The following is a 12,667-nucleotide window of genomic DNA, read 5'->3' as shown; positions in this document are numbered from 1 at the left end:
ATGACCGCGCGGACGAGCTTCGGACGAGGCGGTTGAGATGAACGCGATCAGCAAGCCGGGTATCGGCGGCGCGGCCTACCGGGTGGTGGACCACACTTATGACGTGGTGGTGGTGGGGGCCGGTGGCGCCGGGCTCCGCGCCACCTTCGGCATGGGTGCCTCCGGCCTGAAGACGGCCTGCATCACCAAGGTCTTCCCCACCCGCTCCCACACCGTGGCGGCGCAGGGCGGCATCGGCGCCGCGCTGGGCAACATGGGCGAGGACGACTGGCGCTGGCACATGTACGACACCGTGAAGGGGTCGGACTGGCTCGGCGACCAGGACGCCATCGAGTACATGTGCCGCGAGGCCGTGCCCTCGATCATCGAGCTGGAGCATTACGGCGTGCCGTTCTCCCGCACCGAGGACGGCAAGATCTACCAGCGGCCCTTCGGCGGCCACATGCAGAACTATGGCAAGACCCCCGCGATGCGCGCCTGCGCCGCGGCCGACCGCACCGGCCATGCCATCCTGCACACGCTCTACCAGCAGTCGCTGAAGCACAACTGCGAGTTCTTCGTCGAATACTTCGCCCTCGACCTCATCATGGAGGAAGGCGCCTGCCGCGGCGTGATGGCCTGGTGCCTGGAGGACGGCTCCATCCACCGCTTCCGCGCCCAGACCGTGGTGCTGGCGACGGGCGGCTATGGCCGCGCCTGGTTCTCCTGCACCTCCGCCCATACCTGCACGGGCGATGGCGGCGGCATGGTGCTGCGTGCCGGCCTGCCGCTGCAGGACCCGGAATTCGTGCAGTTCCACCCGACCGGCATCTACGGCTCCGGCTGCCTCGTGACCGAGGGCGCGCGCGGCGAGGGCGGCTACCTCACCAATTCGGAGGGCGAGCGCTTCATGGAGCGCTATGCCCCGACGGCGAAGGACCTCGCCTCCCGCGACGTCGTGTCCCGCGCCATGTCGATGGAGATCCGCGAGGGCCGCGGCGTCGGCCCGAAGAAGGACCACATCTACCTGCACCTGGAGCATCTGGGCGCCGAGCTGCTGCATGAGCGCCTGCCTGGCATTTCCGAGACGGCCAAGATCTTCGCCGGCGTGGACGTGACCAAGGAGCCGATCCCGATGCTGCCGACCGTCCACTACAACATGGGCGGCATTCCGACGAACATCCATTGCGAGGTGCTGAACCCGACAGCGGAGGACCAGGACCGCGTGGTCCCTGGCCTGATGGCGGTGGGCGAGGCCGCCTGCGTTTCCGTGCACGGCGCCAACCGCCTCGGCACCAATTCGCTGCTCGACCTCGTGGTCTTCGGCCGCGCCGCCGCGCACCGCGCCGCCGAGACGGTCAAGCCGGGCGCGACCCAGGCGCCGCTGCCGGCCGATGCGGGCGAGGCCTCGCTGGCCCGCCTCGACGGCGTGCGCAACGCCAAGGGCGGCACCAGCGTCGCCGCGCTGCGCGAGCGCATGCAGCGCACCATGCAGAGCCATGCGGCGGTGTTCCGCACCTCCGACAGCCTGAAGGAAGGCGTGGACAAGATGCAGACGGTCTATGACGGCCTGTCCGACATCCGCATCCATGACCGCTCCCTGGTCTGGAACAGCGACCTGATGGAGGCGCTGGAGCTGCACAACCTGATGGGCAACGCCATGTGCACCATGGTGAGCGCCGAGGCGCGGCACGAGAGCCGTGGCGCCCATGCCCACGAGGATTATCCCGAGCGCGACGACGTGAACTGGCTGAAGCACACCATCGCCACCTGCGACAGCAACGGGCTCGTCAAGCTCGACTACCGTGACGTGAAGATGCGCACCCTCACGAACGAGGTCCAGGTCTTCCCGCCCAAGCCGCGCGTGTACTGAGGGACGGACAGAGCATCATGGCCAATTTCCAGCTTCCCAAGAACAGCCAGGTCAAGGCCGGCAAGACCCACAAGGCCGAGCCGGGCGCCAAGGACGTCCGTTCCTTCAAGATCTATCGCTGGGACCCGGACACGGGCGAGAATCCGCGCTACGACACCTATGAGATCGATCTGGCGCAGTGCGGGCCCATGGTCCTGGACGCGCTGATCAAGATCAAGAACGAGGTGGACACCACGCTGACCTTCCGGCGCTCCTGCCGCGAGGGCATCTGCGGGTCCTGCGCGATGAACATCGACGGGCTGAACACCCTCGCCTGCCTCAAGCCGATCGAGGACGTGAAGGGCGATGTGAAGATCAACCCGCTGCCGCACATGCCGGTGGTGAAGGATCTGGTGCCCGACCTGAACCAGCTCTACGCGCAGTACCGCTCGGTGGAGCCCTGGCTGAAGGCCGATACCCCGCCGCCGCCCGATGCGGAGCGCCTGCAGTCCAAGGACGAGCGCGCCAAGCTCGACGGGCTGTGGGAGTGCATCCTGTGCTTCTGCTGCTCCACCGCCTGCCCGTCCTACTGGTGGAACGGCGACCGCTATCTCGGCCCGGCGGTGCTGCTGCAGGCCTATCGCTGGATCGCGGACAGCCGCGACGAGCACACCGGCGACCGCCTGGACGCGCTGCAGGACCCGTTCCGCCTGTATCGCTGCCACACCATCATGAACTGCTCCCGCACCTGCCCGAAGGGCCTGAACCCGGCCCAGGCGATCGGCGAGATCAAGAAGATGATGGTCGAGCGCGAGGGCTGAACGCCCCGCGCCGCCACGGAAGGAAAGGGGGGCTCCGGCCCCCCTTTTTTCGTTCCGGCCGCCCCTGCCCCCCGTCCCTGCCCCCCCCCCGGGCCATGCAGCCCGGTGGTGGCGCGGAACGTTGTCTCTTCCCGGTGGGAGGAGAGCGGCCATGGTCGATACCACGATGATCGAGGGCGGCATGCGGGTGGTCGATTGCCGGGGCGAGGCCGTCGGTACCGTCGATCACCTGGATGCCGGGCGACTCCTGTTGCGCCAGGGGCAGGGGGAGCCCCGCCCCGTCCCGCTGTCCGAGGTCTCCGAGGTCCGGAGCGAGACCGTGGTGCTGCAACTGAGCCGGGCCGAGCTCCAGCGGCTGGAACGGAGCCCGGAGCAGGGGAAGCACACCGAAGCCTGAACCCAGGAGCCTGATCCGCCGCCGGTCCGGAAGGCCGGAATGCGGCGCGGGGGGTCTGGCCAGGACGGCCCTCCCTGCCCCATCTACCGGGCATGAGCATCCGCCTTCTTCCCGCCGTCACCGCCGACCGAATCGCCGCCGGCGAGGTGGTCGAGCGCCCGGCCGCGGCGGTGAAGGAGCTGGTCGAGAACGCGCTGGATGCCGGCGCCACCCGCGTGGCCGTCACCATCGAGGGCGGCGGCATCGACCGGCTGCTGGTGGAGGATGACGGTTGCGGCATGGGGCCGGAGGATCTGGGGCTCTGCGTCGAGCGCCACGCCACCTCCAAGCTGCCCGAGGAGGACACGCTTTTCCGCATCGCCACGCTGGGCTTCCGGGGCGAGGCCCTGCCCTCCATCGGCGCCGTGGCGCGGCTGTCCATCACCTCCCGCGCCAGGGATGGGCAGGCCCATGCGGTCATGGTGGAGGGCGGGCGCAAGGGCGAGGTCGTGCCGGCCTCCGGCGCCCCCGGCACGCGGGTCGAGGTCCGCGACCTGTTCTTCGCCACCCCCGCCCGCCGCAAGTTCCTGCGCCAGCCCCGCACCGAGGCGGAGCATGCGGCGGAGGCGGTGCGGCGCCTCGCCATGGCCTGGCCCGGCACCGGCTTCCGGGTGGAGGTCGAGGGCCGGGTGGTGCTGGACGTGGCGCCGGACGACCGGCTGGGCCGCGTGGCGGCGATCATGGGCGAGGAATTCGCCGCCGGGGCCCTGCGGGTCGGCGGCCTGTGGGACGATCTGCGGGTGGACGGGCTGGCCGGCCCCGCCAGCCTGTCCCGCGCCACGGCGGCGGAGCAGCACCTGGTCGTCAACCGCCGCCCGGTGCGCGATCCCGTGCTGAAGGCGGCGCTGCGCGCGGCCTATCGCGACGTGATGGTGTCCGGCCGGCATCCGATGGCCGCGCTGTTCCTGGAGATCGACCCGGCGACGGTGGATGTGAACGTGCACCCGATGAAGGCGGAGCTGCGCTTCCGCGACCCGAACGCGGTGCGCGGCGCGGTGATCGTCGCGCTGCGCCGGGCCCTTGGGATCGGTGCTGGGACCGGAGCTGGGACCGGGACTGGAATCGGGGCCGGGGGCGGAGCCCGTGGAGAGGAGGGCGCGGCGGCCGGGCTGCGCGGCGGGCTCGCGGAAACGGTGCGCGGCTGGAACCCGCCCCGCCCGGAGCCCCTTTCGCCGCGGGCCGCGGAAGGGCCGGGCTGGAGCGGCTTCTCGGAAAGCCGCGCCAGCTTCCCCGCGCCGCCCCCGCTTCAGCCGGGACTGCCCCTGGCGCCGCGCCGCCTGCCCGCGACGTCCTGGCCCGCCGGCGCGGAGGCGGAGGGGGCCGCCATGCCCCATCCCGGACAGGCCATGGCGGAATACGCCGCCCGATCCGGCGACCCGGCCGCGTTGCCTCCGGTGAGAGAAGATGCCGGCGAGGCCCCCCTTGCCGATGGCCCCTTGGGCCGCCCGCTGGCCCAGCTCCTGGACACCTATGTCCTGGCCGAGGCCCCGGATGGCGCGCTGGTGCTGGTGGACCAGCACGCCGCGCATGAGCGGCTGACCCAGGAACGGCTGCACGCCCAGTTCGTGGCCGGCGGCGTGCGCATGCAGCCGCTGCTCCTGCCCGCCGTGGTGGACATGCCGCCCGCCCGCGCCGCCCGGCTGCTGGACCATGCCCCGGAGCTGCTGCGCCTGGGGCTGGAGATCGAGGGGTTCGGCCCCGGCGCGGTCATGGTGCGCGCCCTGCCGGCCCTGCTGGGGGCGCCGGAACCCGGCCCGCTGCTGGAGGACCTGGCCGACGGGTTGGCGGAATGGAAGGGCGCCGAGGCGCTGGAGGCCAGGATCGACGCCGCCATCGCGCGGCTGGCCTGCCACGGCAGCGTGCGGGCCGGGCGCCGGCTGAACACGGCCGAGATGTCGGCCCTGTTGCGGGCCATGGAGGCGACGCCCCGCGCCGCCACCTGCTCCCATGGCCGCCCGACCTTCCTGCGCATGGACAAGCCGATGCTGGAGAAGATGTTCGGCCGGCGGTGAGCCGTCATGCCCCCGGCATCACGTCCCCGGCATCACGTCCCCGGCATCACGTCCCCGGGGAGCTGTCCCGCAGGCTCCCCACGGCGGGCCAGGGCGCCCGTGCGCGCGGCAGGCCGCTTCCGGCCGCGGGCCTTTCCGCACCCCGCCCCGGGCCTTCCTCCGCCAGCAGCGGGGCGAGCCGTTCCACCTGCCGCGCCAGCTCCGCCTGGCTGCGCACCCCGGTCTTGTGGAAGACGCGGCGCACATGGGTCCGCACCGTGTTGACGGTGATCCCCAGGATCTGCCCCACCTCCGGCAGGCCGATGCCCTGTGCCGCCCAGGCCGCCACGCCGGCCTCGGCCGTGGTCAGCCCGTAGATCTCGCGGAGCTGCTGGCAGATTTCCGGCGTGGGCATGGCGCCGCGCGCCGGATCGGTCAGCAGCAGCAGCACGCTGGCCCGTGGCGAGGCCGGCAGGACCTGGCGGTGGCGCTCCACCTCCCGCACCGTGATCGGCATGGCCTGGAGGGCGAGGGAAACCTTTCCCGAGGCCCGCGGCAGGGGCAGCGCCGCATGCTGGCCGAGCGCCGCGCGGTTCACCAGGTCGCGCAGGAGGCGCGTCATGCCCGGCGACCCCGCGCGCAGGTTGCCCTGGCGCTCGGTGCCGATGCCGTCGGCTTCCTCCAGCATCCGGCTGGCGGCACGGTTCGCCCAGATCAGGGCGCCGCGCGAATCCGCCAGCATCAGCCCGCAGGCGAGCCGGTTCAGGATCTCCACCAGCGGCCCGTCCGGGCGTGCGTGGGGCGAGGCCAGCCGGTGGTGCATCTCCGCGGCGCGGCGCAGATGGGGGGCCAGCCGCATCAGCAGGGCGCTCTCCGGCGGGCCGAAGCGCGTGGCGCGCCGTGGCCGCAGCAGGCGCAGCGTGGCCTGCTGCGGCCGGTCCGGCGGGCAGAGGCCGAGGCACAGCCCATCCTCCATCCCGTGCGGCCGCATCCAGTCGGTGAAGAAGCGCGTGCGCTCCAGCGCCGGCGAGATCTGCCGCAGCGTCGCCGGGGCCTTCCAGGCCGCGCCGGCCAGCAGCGCCGGCGTCACCGGATCGAGCGCGTTGTAGCAGCCGCCATAGCCGCGCACCGCCTCCTCGGAGAGGCCATAGGCCATGGTGATCCGGGCCGGCACCCCCGCCTCGCCGACATGCAGCGCCGCGGCGGCGCTGCCGAACAGGTCCGCCAGCCGGCCCAGCGCCTCGGGCCAGCGTTCCGGCGCCATGCCGGCCTCGTAGATCAGGCCGATGACGGTGGACACCGGGTCCTCGCCCTGGGGCGATGCCGGCAGCAGGGGGGACAGGCTGACGGTGGCATGGGCATCCGTGGCCGTACGATCCGGGACCGTCCGAATGGATGACGCTTGGCCTTCCAGCATGGTCTATCCTCTCGGCCGGGCTGGGTCGGCCCGGCATATGGATGATTCGTTGGGGACATCCTGCCGGACGGCGTTCCGGCGGGCTGTGCGGCAGGTCACACCGCTCCGTCGACCGCCGCTTTTTCCCGGGTAATCGGCCTTGCGCCCGGCTGGGCAACCACCTGGGCAACCCGCCCGGCCCTGCGTGCCGCCGAACACGCCTTCACCAAGCCGCTGAATCCTTTACGCTGCCGCAGGACCATGGACAGATTGCGGTATGGATGACGTGCTCCGGTGGCTGCAGTCGGTCGGCCTCGCCCAGTACGCGCCGGATTTCGCGGCGCACGGGATCAGCCTTTCCGATCTGCCGGAGCTCAGCGAGGCGGACCTGCGCGAGCTCGGCTTGCCGATCGGCGCGCGCAAGCAGATCCGCCGGGCGCTGCGGACCCGGGGCGCCCGCAGGGCGCCGAGCGCCGCCCGCTGTCGGTGCTGTTCCTCGACCTGGTCGGTTCCTCCCGCCTCGCGGAGCTGCTGGAGCCTGAGGACCTGATGCGGGTCATGCAGCGCTACCGCGAGGCCTGTGCCGGCCCGGTCGCGCGCTATGACGGGCGCATCGCGCAGTTCCTGGGCGATGGCGTGCTCGCCTATTTCGGCTTCCCCGCCGCGCATGAGGACGATCCGGAACGCGCCGTGCGCGCCGCGCTGGAGGCCGTGGAGGCGGTGCGGCGGCTGCGCGTGCCGCTGCCGAACCTGCCGCCGGGGCAGGAGCCGCTGCGCGCCCGGGCCGGGATCGCCACGGGGCAGGTGTTGATCGGCGACCTGCTGGGCCATGGCGACGCGCCGGGCGACAGCATGGCCATCGGCTCCACGCCCAATCTCGCGGCGCGGCTCCAGGCCCTGGCACCGCCCGGCGGGGTCATCGTGTCCGGCGAGACGCGGGCGCGGCTGACGCCGATCTTCGAGATGCGCGATCTCGGCCCGCAGGTGCTGAAGGGCTTCAGCGAGCCCTGCCCCGCCTTCCTGGTGCGCCGGGAGGCCCAGCGCAGCGGCCAGCGCCGGCGCCTCGCCCGCCCCGACGCCTTCGTCAACCGGCTGGCCGATCTCGCCCGGCTGCAACAGGCCTGGGACAGCGTGCTGGCCGGCGCCAGCCGGACCGTGCTGCTGCGGGGTGAGGCCGGGATCGGCAAGTCGAGCCTGCTGCGCCGCTTCCTGGCGACGCGGCGGGACCGGATCGGCTCGGCCGCGCTGACCTTCATGGCCTCGCCCTTCCACACCGACACGCCGTTCCATCCCCTGGTGACGCCGCTGCGCGCCCTGGCCCGCCTGGCTCCGGACGAGGAATGGCCGGATGCCCTGGTCAAGCTGCGGCACTGGCTGGGCGAGGAGGCGCCGGAGACCGGCGAGCGCGCGGCCGCCCTGGCGGAGCTGCTGCTTGTCGGCGGCGACGGGGCGGGGGCGCGGCCGGCGGCCCTGGCCGCCCTGGCGCCGCGCCGGCTCCGCAGCCTGACCCTCACGGCGCTGCTCGACCAGCTCACCCGGCTCTCGGCGCGGCAGCCGCTCTGCCTGATGGTGGAGGACCTGCACTGGCTCGATCCCAGCTCGATGGAGCTGCTGGAGCGCGCCCTGTCGCGCCTGCCGGGCCGCTGCCTGCTCCTCCTCACCTCGCGCGAGGCCTTCGCCCCTCCCGCCACCCCGGCCTGGAGCGATGTCGAGCTCCTGGAGCTGCGGCCGCTGAGCGAGCCCGACATGGTGCAACTGGTGGAGGCCGTGGCCGGCTCCTCCCCGGATGCCCCGCATCTGACGCGGCGGATCAGCCGGCTGGTCGCGTCGCGCACGGAGGGCGTGCCGCTCTATGCGCAGGAGCTGGCGCGCGCCATCCTGGACGGCACGGTGGAGGCCGAGGCGGAGGTGCCGCCCAGCCTGCGGGAATGCCTCGTGGCGCGGCTCGACCGGGCGCAATCCGCCAAGGCGGTGGCCCAGGCGGCGGCGGCGGCCGGGCGCTCCGTGCCGCGCGACCTGCTCCAGGCGGCCACGGAACTGCCGGGCGAGGAGCTGGACGCCGCCCTGGCGCATCTGGAAATGGCCGGGGTGCTCCAGCGGCGCAGCCTGTCCGGGCGCGAGGGCTGGACCTTCCACCACGCGCTGCTGCGCGACGCCGCCTATGAGAGCCTGGTGCGCGACCGGCGCCGCCTGCTGCATGCGCGGCTTGCCCAGGCGCTGCCGGAGTTCGACCCCGACCGGGTCGCCGCGGAGCCGGAGGTCCTGGCGCATCACCTCGCCGAAGCCGGGCGGGTGGCGGACAGCGTGCCGCTCTGGCTCGCCGCGACGCGGCGCAGCCTGGGGCGCTCCGCCTATGCCGAGGCGACGCGCCTGCTGCGCCGGGCGCTGCGGGCGATCGACACGGTGCCGCCCACCCCGGCGCTGCGCGCGCAGCGGCTGGAACTCCTGGCGCTGCTCGGCCCGGCGCTGATCGCCCTGCACGGGCCGGGCGCCGCCGAGACGCAGGACCATTATGCCGAGAGCTATGCCGCGCTGAACGACACGGCCGCCGACGAGAGCGCGCATTTCCCCATCGCCTGGGGCTGGTGGCGCGTGTCGCGGGACTACAACATCAAGCGGCTGCGCTCCGGCGCCCTGTCCGAACGGGCCCGCCGGCGCGGCGAGCCGGGCAGCCTGCTGCAGGCGCATCACTGCGGCTGGGGCACGCGCTTCGGCCTGGGCGATCTCTGCGGCTGCCGGGAGGACATCGAGTCCGGGCTCGCCATCTACGAGGCGGGTGATTATCGCCACCACGCCACGCTCTACGGCAACCACGATGCCAAGGTCTGCGCCCTGGGCGAGACGGCGCTGCTGGAATGGCTGGAAGGCCGCCCCGGCGCGGCGCTGCGCGCCGAGGCCCAGGCCCGGGCCTGGGCGCTGGAGATCAACCATCTGGGCAGCATCCTGCACGCGCTGGACATCCACGCCATGCACCGGGCCTACCGCCGCGACCCGGCGGAGATGGCGGAGGCGGCGCGGCGCATGATGGAAGCCGCCGAGACGCATGACCTGCCCGACTACCGGGCCAAGGGGATGATCTTCGGCGGCTGGGCGGCCTCGGCGCGCGGGGAGGCGGCGGAGGGGCTGCGCTCGATCGAGGCGGGGCTGGCCGTGCAGCGCGAGGTCGGCACCATCGAGGACTTCCCCATCTTCCACACGCTGCTGGCCGAGGCGCAGACCACGGCGGGACAGGTGCGGCGCGCGGTGGCGGAACTCGACGAGGCGCGCGAGCTGTTCGAGCGCGTCGGGCTGCAGATCTGGATGCCGGAGGTGTGGCGCGTGCTGGGCCAGTTGCGCCTGCAGGCCGGCGGCCCCGGCTCGGAGGCCGCCGCCGAGGCCTCGCTGCGCGAGGCGCTGCGGCTGGCCGAGGCGCAGGGCGCGTCGATGCTGGCGCTGCGGGCGCGGCTGAGCCTCGCGCATCTCGACCTGCGGCTCGGCCGCCGCGGCGATGCGGAGATGCTGCGGCGGATCGCGGCGGCGGCGGAGCGCGCGGAACGGGACGGCGATGGCGAGGTCGAGCGCCTGCTGGCGAGGCTCCGGCGGATCGCCGTCTCCCTGGCGCCGTGACCGGTCTTCCTCCCGGTCTGCCGCCCGAGGACGGGGCCAAGCGCTTCCGCCTCGGCGCGCACCGGGTCTGCGATCCCGGGGACACCCTGGAGCGGGCGCTGCGCCATGCGGAGCGCTTCGGCCTGACGCGGGTGGCGGTGCTGACCGGGCTGGACGTGACGGGCATTCCCGTCGCGGCGGCGGTCCGCCCCAATGCGCGCTCCCTCTCCGTCTTCCAGGGCAAGGGCGCGACCCTGGCGGCGGCCAAGGCCTCGGCGGTGATGGAGGCGGCGGAGGCCTGGCATGCCGAGACCCATGCGGCGCCGCTGCGCTGGGGCAGCCATGACGGGCTGCGGGAGGGCGGGCTGAGGCTGCTGGACCCGGCCCGGCTGCCGCGCAGCGCCGGCGCGGCGCCGGACCTGCTGCCGTGCGCGGTGCCGATGCTCTGGGTGGAGGGGCGCGACCTCGCCGATGGCATGCCGCTCTGGGTGCCGCTGGATCTGGTGACCGCCGACTATGCGCTGGACGGGCCGCCCTCCGGCGGCTTCCTCCAGGCGACCACGAACGGCCTTGCCTCCGGCAACACGCGCGCCGAGGCGCTGGTGCATGCCCTGGCCGAGCTGGTGGAGCGCGACGCGCATGCCCTCTGGCTGGCCCGGCCGCCGGAGGCCCGGGCGGAGACGGCGATCGACCCCGCCAGCATCGCCGATCCGCTCTGCGCCGATTTCCTGGCCCGCTTCGCCGCCGCCGGCATCGCCCTGGCGATCTGGGACATCACCTCCGGCCTCGGCATCCCCGCCTTCCGCGTCCTGGCCCTGCCGGGGCGGGAGGAGCCGGGGGTGGAGGCGGAGCTTGGCCTGGGATGCCATCCCGACCCGGGCGTGGCCCTGTCCCGTGCCCTGGCCGAGGCGGCGCAGGCGCGCGTCACCCGCATCTCCGGCGCGCGGGACGATTTCGCGCCGGAATCCTATGCCGCCCCCGCCCGGGCCGCCCGCCGCGCCGCCGCGCGGCGCGCCATGGCCGAGGCGGCGATGCCCCGGCGGCGCTTCGGGGAGGTCCAGGGCTGCGCGGCTCCCGGGATCGGTGCCGACCTCGCCCTGCTGCTGTCCCGGATCGGGGCGGCCGGGCTCGGGCCCGTGGCCTGGGTGGACCTGACGCGGGAGGAGATCGGCATCCCGGTGGTGCGGGCCGTGGTGGCGGGGCTGGAGGGCACGCCGGGCCCGGCCGGCGGCGGCTATGCCCCCGGCGCCCGGGCCAGGGCGGTGGGCCGGACATGAGGGCGCCGGTCGTCTTTCTCGGCCCCAGCCTGCCGCGGGAGGATGCGCGGGCGATCGCGCCGGAGGCCATCCTCCTGCCCCCGGCGCGGCAGGGCGATCTCTACCGCGCGGCACGCTCCCTGCGCCCCCGCGCGATCGGGCTGGTGGACGGGCTGTTCCGGGAGGCGCCGGCGGTCTGGCACCGGGAGATCCTCTGGGCTCTGTCCGAAGGCATCCCGGTGCTGGGTGCCGCCAGCATGGGGGCCCTGCGCGCCGCCGAATGCGACGCCTTCGGGATGGAGGGGGTCGGCGCCGTCTACCGCGCCTATCGCGCCGGGCGCTTCCCCCTTTCGGCGAAGCCTTCGAGGATGACGACGAGGTCGCCATCCTGCACGCACCCGCCGAGGCCGGCTGGGTCGCCGCCTCCGACGCCATGGTGGACCTGCGCGCCACGCTGGCCGCCGCCTGGAGCGCCGGCGCGATCGGGCTGGAGGGGTGCGAGGCCCTGGCCCGGGCACTCAAGCGCCTGCCCTTCCCGGAGCGGAGCCATGCGCGCCTCGTCCGGGAGGCCGCGGCCATGCCGGGGCTCGGGCGTGAGGCCGTGGAGTGGCTGCGGCACCACCGGGTCGCGCAGAAACGGCGCGATGCCGAGGAATTGTTGGCCCGAATCGGCCTGATCTCCCCCGATCGGAGGGCGCCGGGGTTCCGCTTCATCCGTAGCCTTGCCTGGGAGAACTTCCTTGCCGCGCAGCCGGAGGGGGAGGAGCAGAGGGAAGGCGTGTTGCAGGAACTCGCGGTGTCCGATCCGGCCGCATGGCGGGAGTTGCGCCTGATGGCGGAGGGTCATCCGGGCCCGCCTGGCCATGGGGTGCCCGATGCCGCGCTGCTGGAGGATTTCCGCCGGCGCCATGGCCTGTGGCGGCGCTCGGCGCTGGAAGCCTGGCTGGCGGCCCATGACCTCGACGAGGCCGGGCTGCACCGGCTCCTCGCCCGGGAGGCCGCGATCCGGGAGGGGCTGCGGCGCCCGCCGGCCCCGGCCACCCTGGGCGCGATGCTGGATGCGCTGCGCCTGTCCGGCCGCTACGCCGCGTTGCGGGCCAGGCTGGCGGGGCGGGAGGAGGAAGACCGGGACATGGCCGGCGAGGCGGTGCTCGACGCGGCGCTGCGCTGGTGGTTCGAGACACGGGCGGAGCGGCCGCCCCCGCCGCCCGGCGGGGAGGAGGCCGAGGCGCGGGCCCATGGCTTCCCCGATGCGGACCGCTTCCGGGCCGCCATCTGGCGGGAATACCGCATGGCCCTGACCATGCGGCGCGACGGGGTGGAGGCCTCCCCACCCCAGGGCGGGGGCTGA

At 74.0% G+C, this 12,667-nt stretch carries 9 protein-coding genes and 1 pseudogene; 9 read left to right on the top strand and 1 reads right to left on the bottom strand.

The genetic code is table 11. The features are described from left to right. The first annotated feature begins 37 nt into the window (after positions 1–37). The 4 genes from sdhA to mutL all read left to right on the top strand — a co-directional run bounded on the left by sdhA (position 38) and on the right by mutL (position 5,100). The gene (gene sdhA / locus MVG78_RS07220; protein ID WP_247559486.1) at positions 38–1,852 is read left to right on the top strand and encodes a succinate dehydrogenase flavoprotein subunit; all 1,815 of its coding nucleotides are present in this window, start codon (positions 38–40) and stop codon (positions 1,850–1,852) included. Positions 1,853–1,869: 17 nt separating this feature from the next. Then, the gene (locus MVG78_RS07215) at positions 1,870–2,652 is read left to right on the top strand and encodes a succinate dehydrogenase iron-sulfur subunit (RefSeq protein ID WP_247559484.1); all 783 of its coding nucleotides are present in this window, start codon (positions 1,870–1,872) and stop codon (positions 2,650–2,652) included. A 151-nt stretch (positions 2,653–2,803) separates the two neighbouring features. Beyond that, the gene (locus MVG78_RS07210) at positions 2,804–3,049 is read left to right on the top strand and encodes a DUF2171 domain-containing protein (RefSeq protein WP_247559482.1); all 246 of its coding nucleotides are present in this window, start codon (positions 2,804–2,806) and stop codon (positions 3,047–3,049) included. A 92-nt stretch (positions 3,050–3,141) separates the two neighbouring features. Then, complete coding sequence (mutL, locus tag MVG78_RS07205) at positions 3,142–5,100, top strand: DNA mismatch repair endonuclease MutL (RefSeq protein ID WP_247559480.1); 1,959 nt, start codon at positions 3,142–3,144, stop codon at positions 5,098–5,100. 46 nt (positions 5,101–5,146) lie between these two features. On the opposite strand, the gene MVG78_RS07200 is transcribed toward mutL, so the two are convergent. After that, positions 5,147–6,496 carry a helix-turn-helix transcriptional regulator gene (locus MVG78_RS07200; protein ID WP_247559478.1) on the bottom strand — a complete coding sequence of 450 codons (1,350 nt, stop codon included), beginning with the start codon at positions 6,494–6,496 and terminating at the stop codon, positions 5,147–5,149. Between the two features lie 256 nt (positions 6,497–6,752). On the opposite strand from MVG78_RS07200, the gene MVG78_RS07195 reads away from it, so the two are divergent. The 5 genes and pseudogenes from MVG78_RS07195 to MVG78_RS07180 all read left to right on the top strand — a co-directional run bounded on the left by MVG78_RS07195 (position 6,753) and on the right by MVG78_RS07180 (position 12,667). Next, on the top strand, positions 6,753–7,025 hold the full coding sequence (locus tag MVG78_RS07195; protein ID WP_247559476.1) for an SAM domain-containing protein: 273 nt from the start codon (positions 6,753–6,755) through the stop codon (positions 7,023–7,025). Next, positions 6,962–10,081, top strand: a complete 3,120-nt coding sequence (locus tag MVG78_RS07190; RefSeq protein WP_247559475.1) for an ATP-binding protein — start codon at positions 6,962–6,964, stop codon at positions 10,079–10,081. Before MVG78_RS07195 ends, MVG78_RS07190 begins: the two co-directional genes overlap by 64 nt. Then, on the top strand, positions 10,078–11,337 hold the full coding sequence (locus MVG78_RS07185) for a YcaO-like family protein (RefSeq protein WP_247559473.1): 1,260 nt from the start codon (positions 10,078–10,080) through the stop codon (positions 11,335–11,337). The genes MVG78_RS07190 and MVG78_RS07185 overlap by 4 nt, the downstream gene beginning before the upstream one ends. Further along, positions 11,334–11,597 (top strand): annotated as a pseudogene (locus tag MVG78_RS21990) (TfuA-like protein); the annotation flags it as partial. The gene MVG78_RS07185 and the pseudogene MVG78_RS21990, both read left to right, overlap by 4 nt. After that, positions 11,597–12,667, top strand: coding sequence for a TfuA-like protein (locus tag MVG78_RS07180; protein WP_247559471.1), 1,071 nt, complete (start codon positions 11,597–11,599; stop codon positions 12,665–12,667). The pseudogene MVG78_RS21990 and the gene MVG78_RS07180, both read left to right, overlap by 1 nt.

It is taken from the genome of Roseomonas gilardii subsp. gilardii, assembly GCF_023078375.1.
Lineage (GTDB): Bacteria > Pseudomonadota > Alphaproteobacteria > Acetobacterales > Acetobacteraceae > Roseomonas > Roseomonas gilardii.
Note: the sequence above shows the minus strand (reverse complement) of the source record. Positions and strands in the feature narration are given on the sequence as shown.

Coding starts and splice junctions, on each gene's coding strand:
- sdhA (WP_247559486.1), top strand. CDS start 38: ATGAACGCGATCAGCAAGCCGGGTATCGGCGGCGCGGCCTACCGGGTG.
- MVG78_RS07215 (WP_247559484.1), top strand. CDS start 1,870: ATGGCCAATTTCCAGCTTCCCAAGAACAGCCAGGTCAAGGCCGGCAAG.
- MVG78_RS07210 (WP_247559482.1), top strand. CDS start 2,804: ATGGTCGATACCACGATGATCGAGGGCGGCATGCGGGTGGTCGATTGC.
- mutL (WP_247559480.1), top strand. CDS start 3,142: ATGAGCATCCGCCTTCTTCCCGCCGTCACCGCCGACCGAATCGCCGCC.
- MVG78_RS07200 (WP_247559478.1), bottom strand. CDS start 6,496: ATGCTGGAAGGCCAAGCGTCATCCATTCGGACGGTCCCGGATCGTACG.
- MVG78_RS07195 (WP_247559476.1), top strand. CDS start 6,753: ATGGATGACGTGCTCCGGTGGCTGCAGTCGGTCGGCCTCGCCCAGTAC.
- MVG78_RS07180 (WP_247559471.1), top strand. CDS start 11,597: ATGCGACGCCTTCGGGATGGAGGGGGTCGGCGCCGTCTACCGCGCCTA.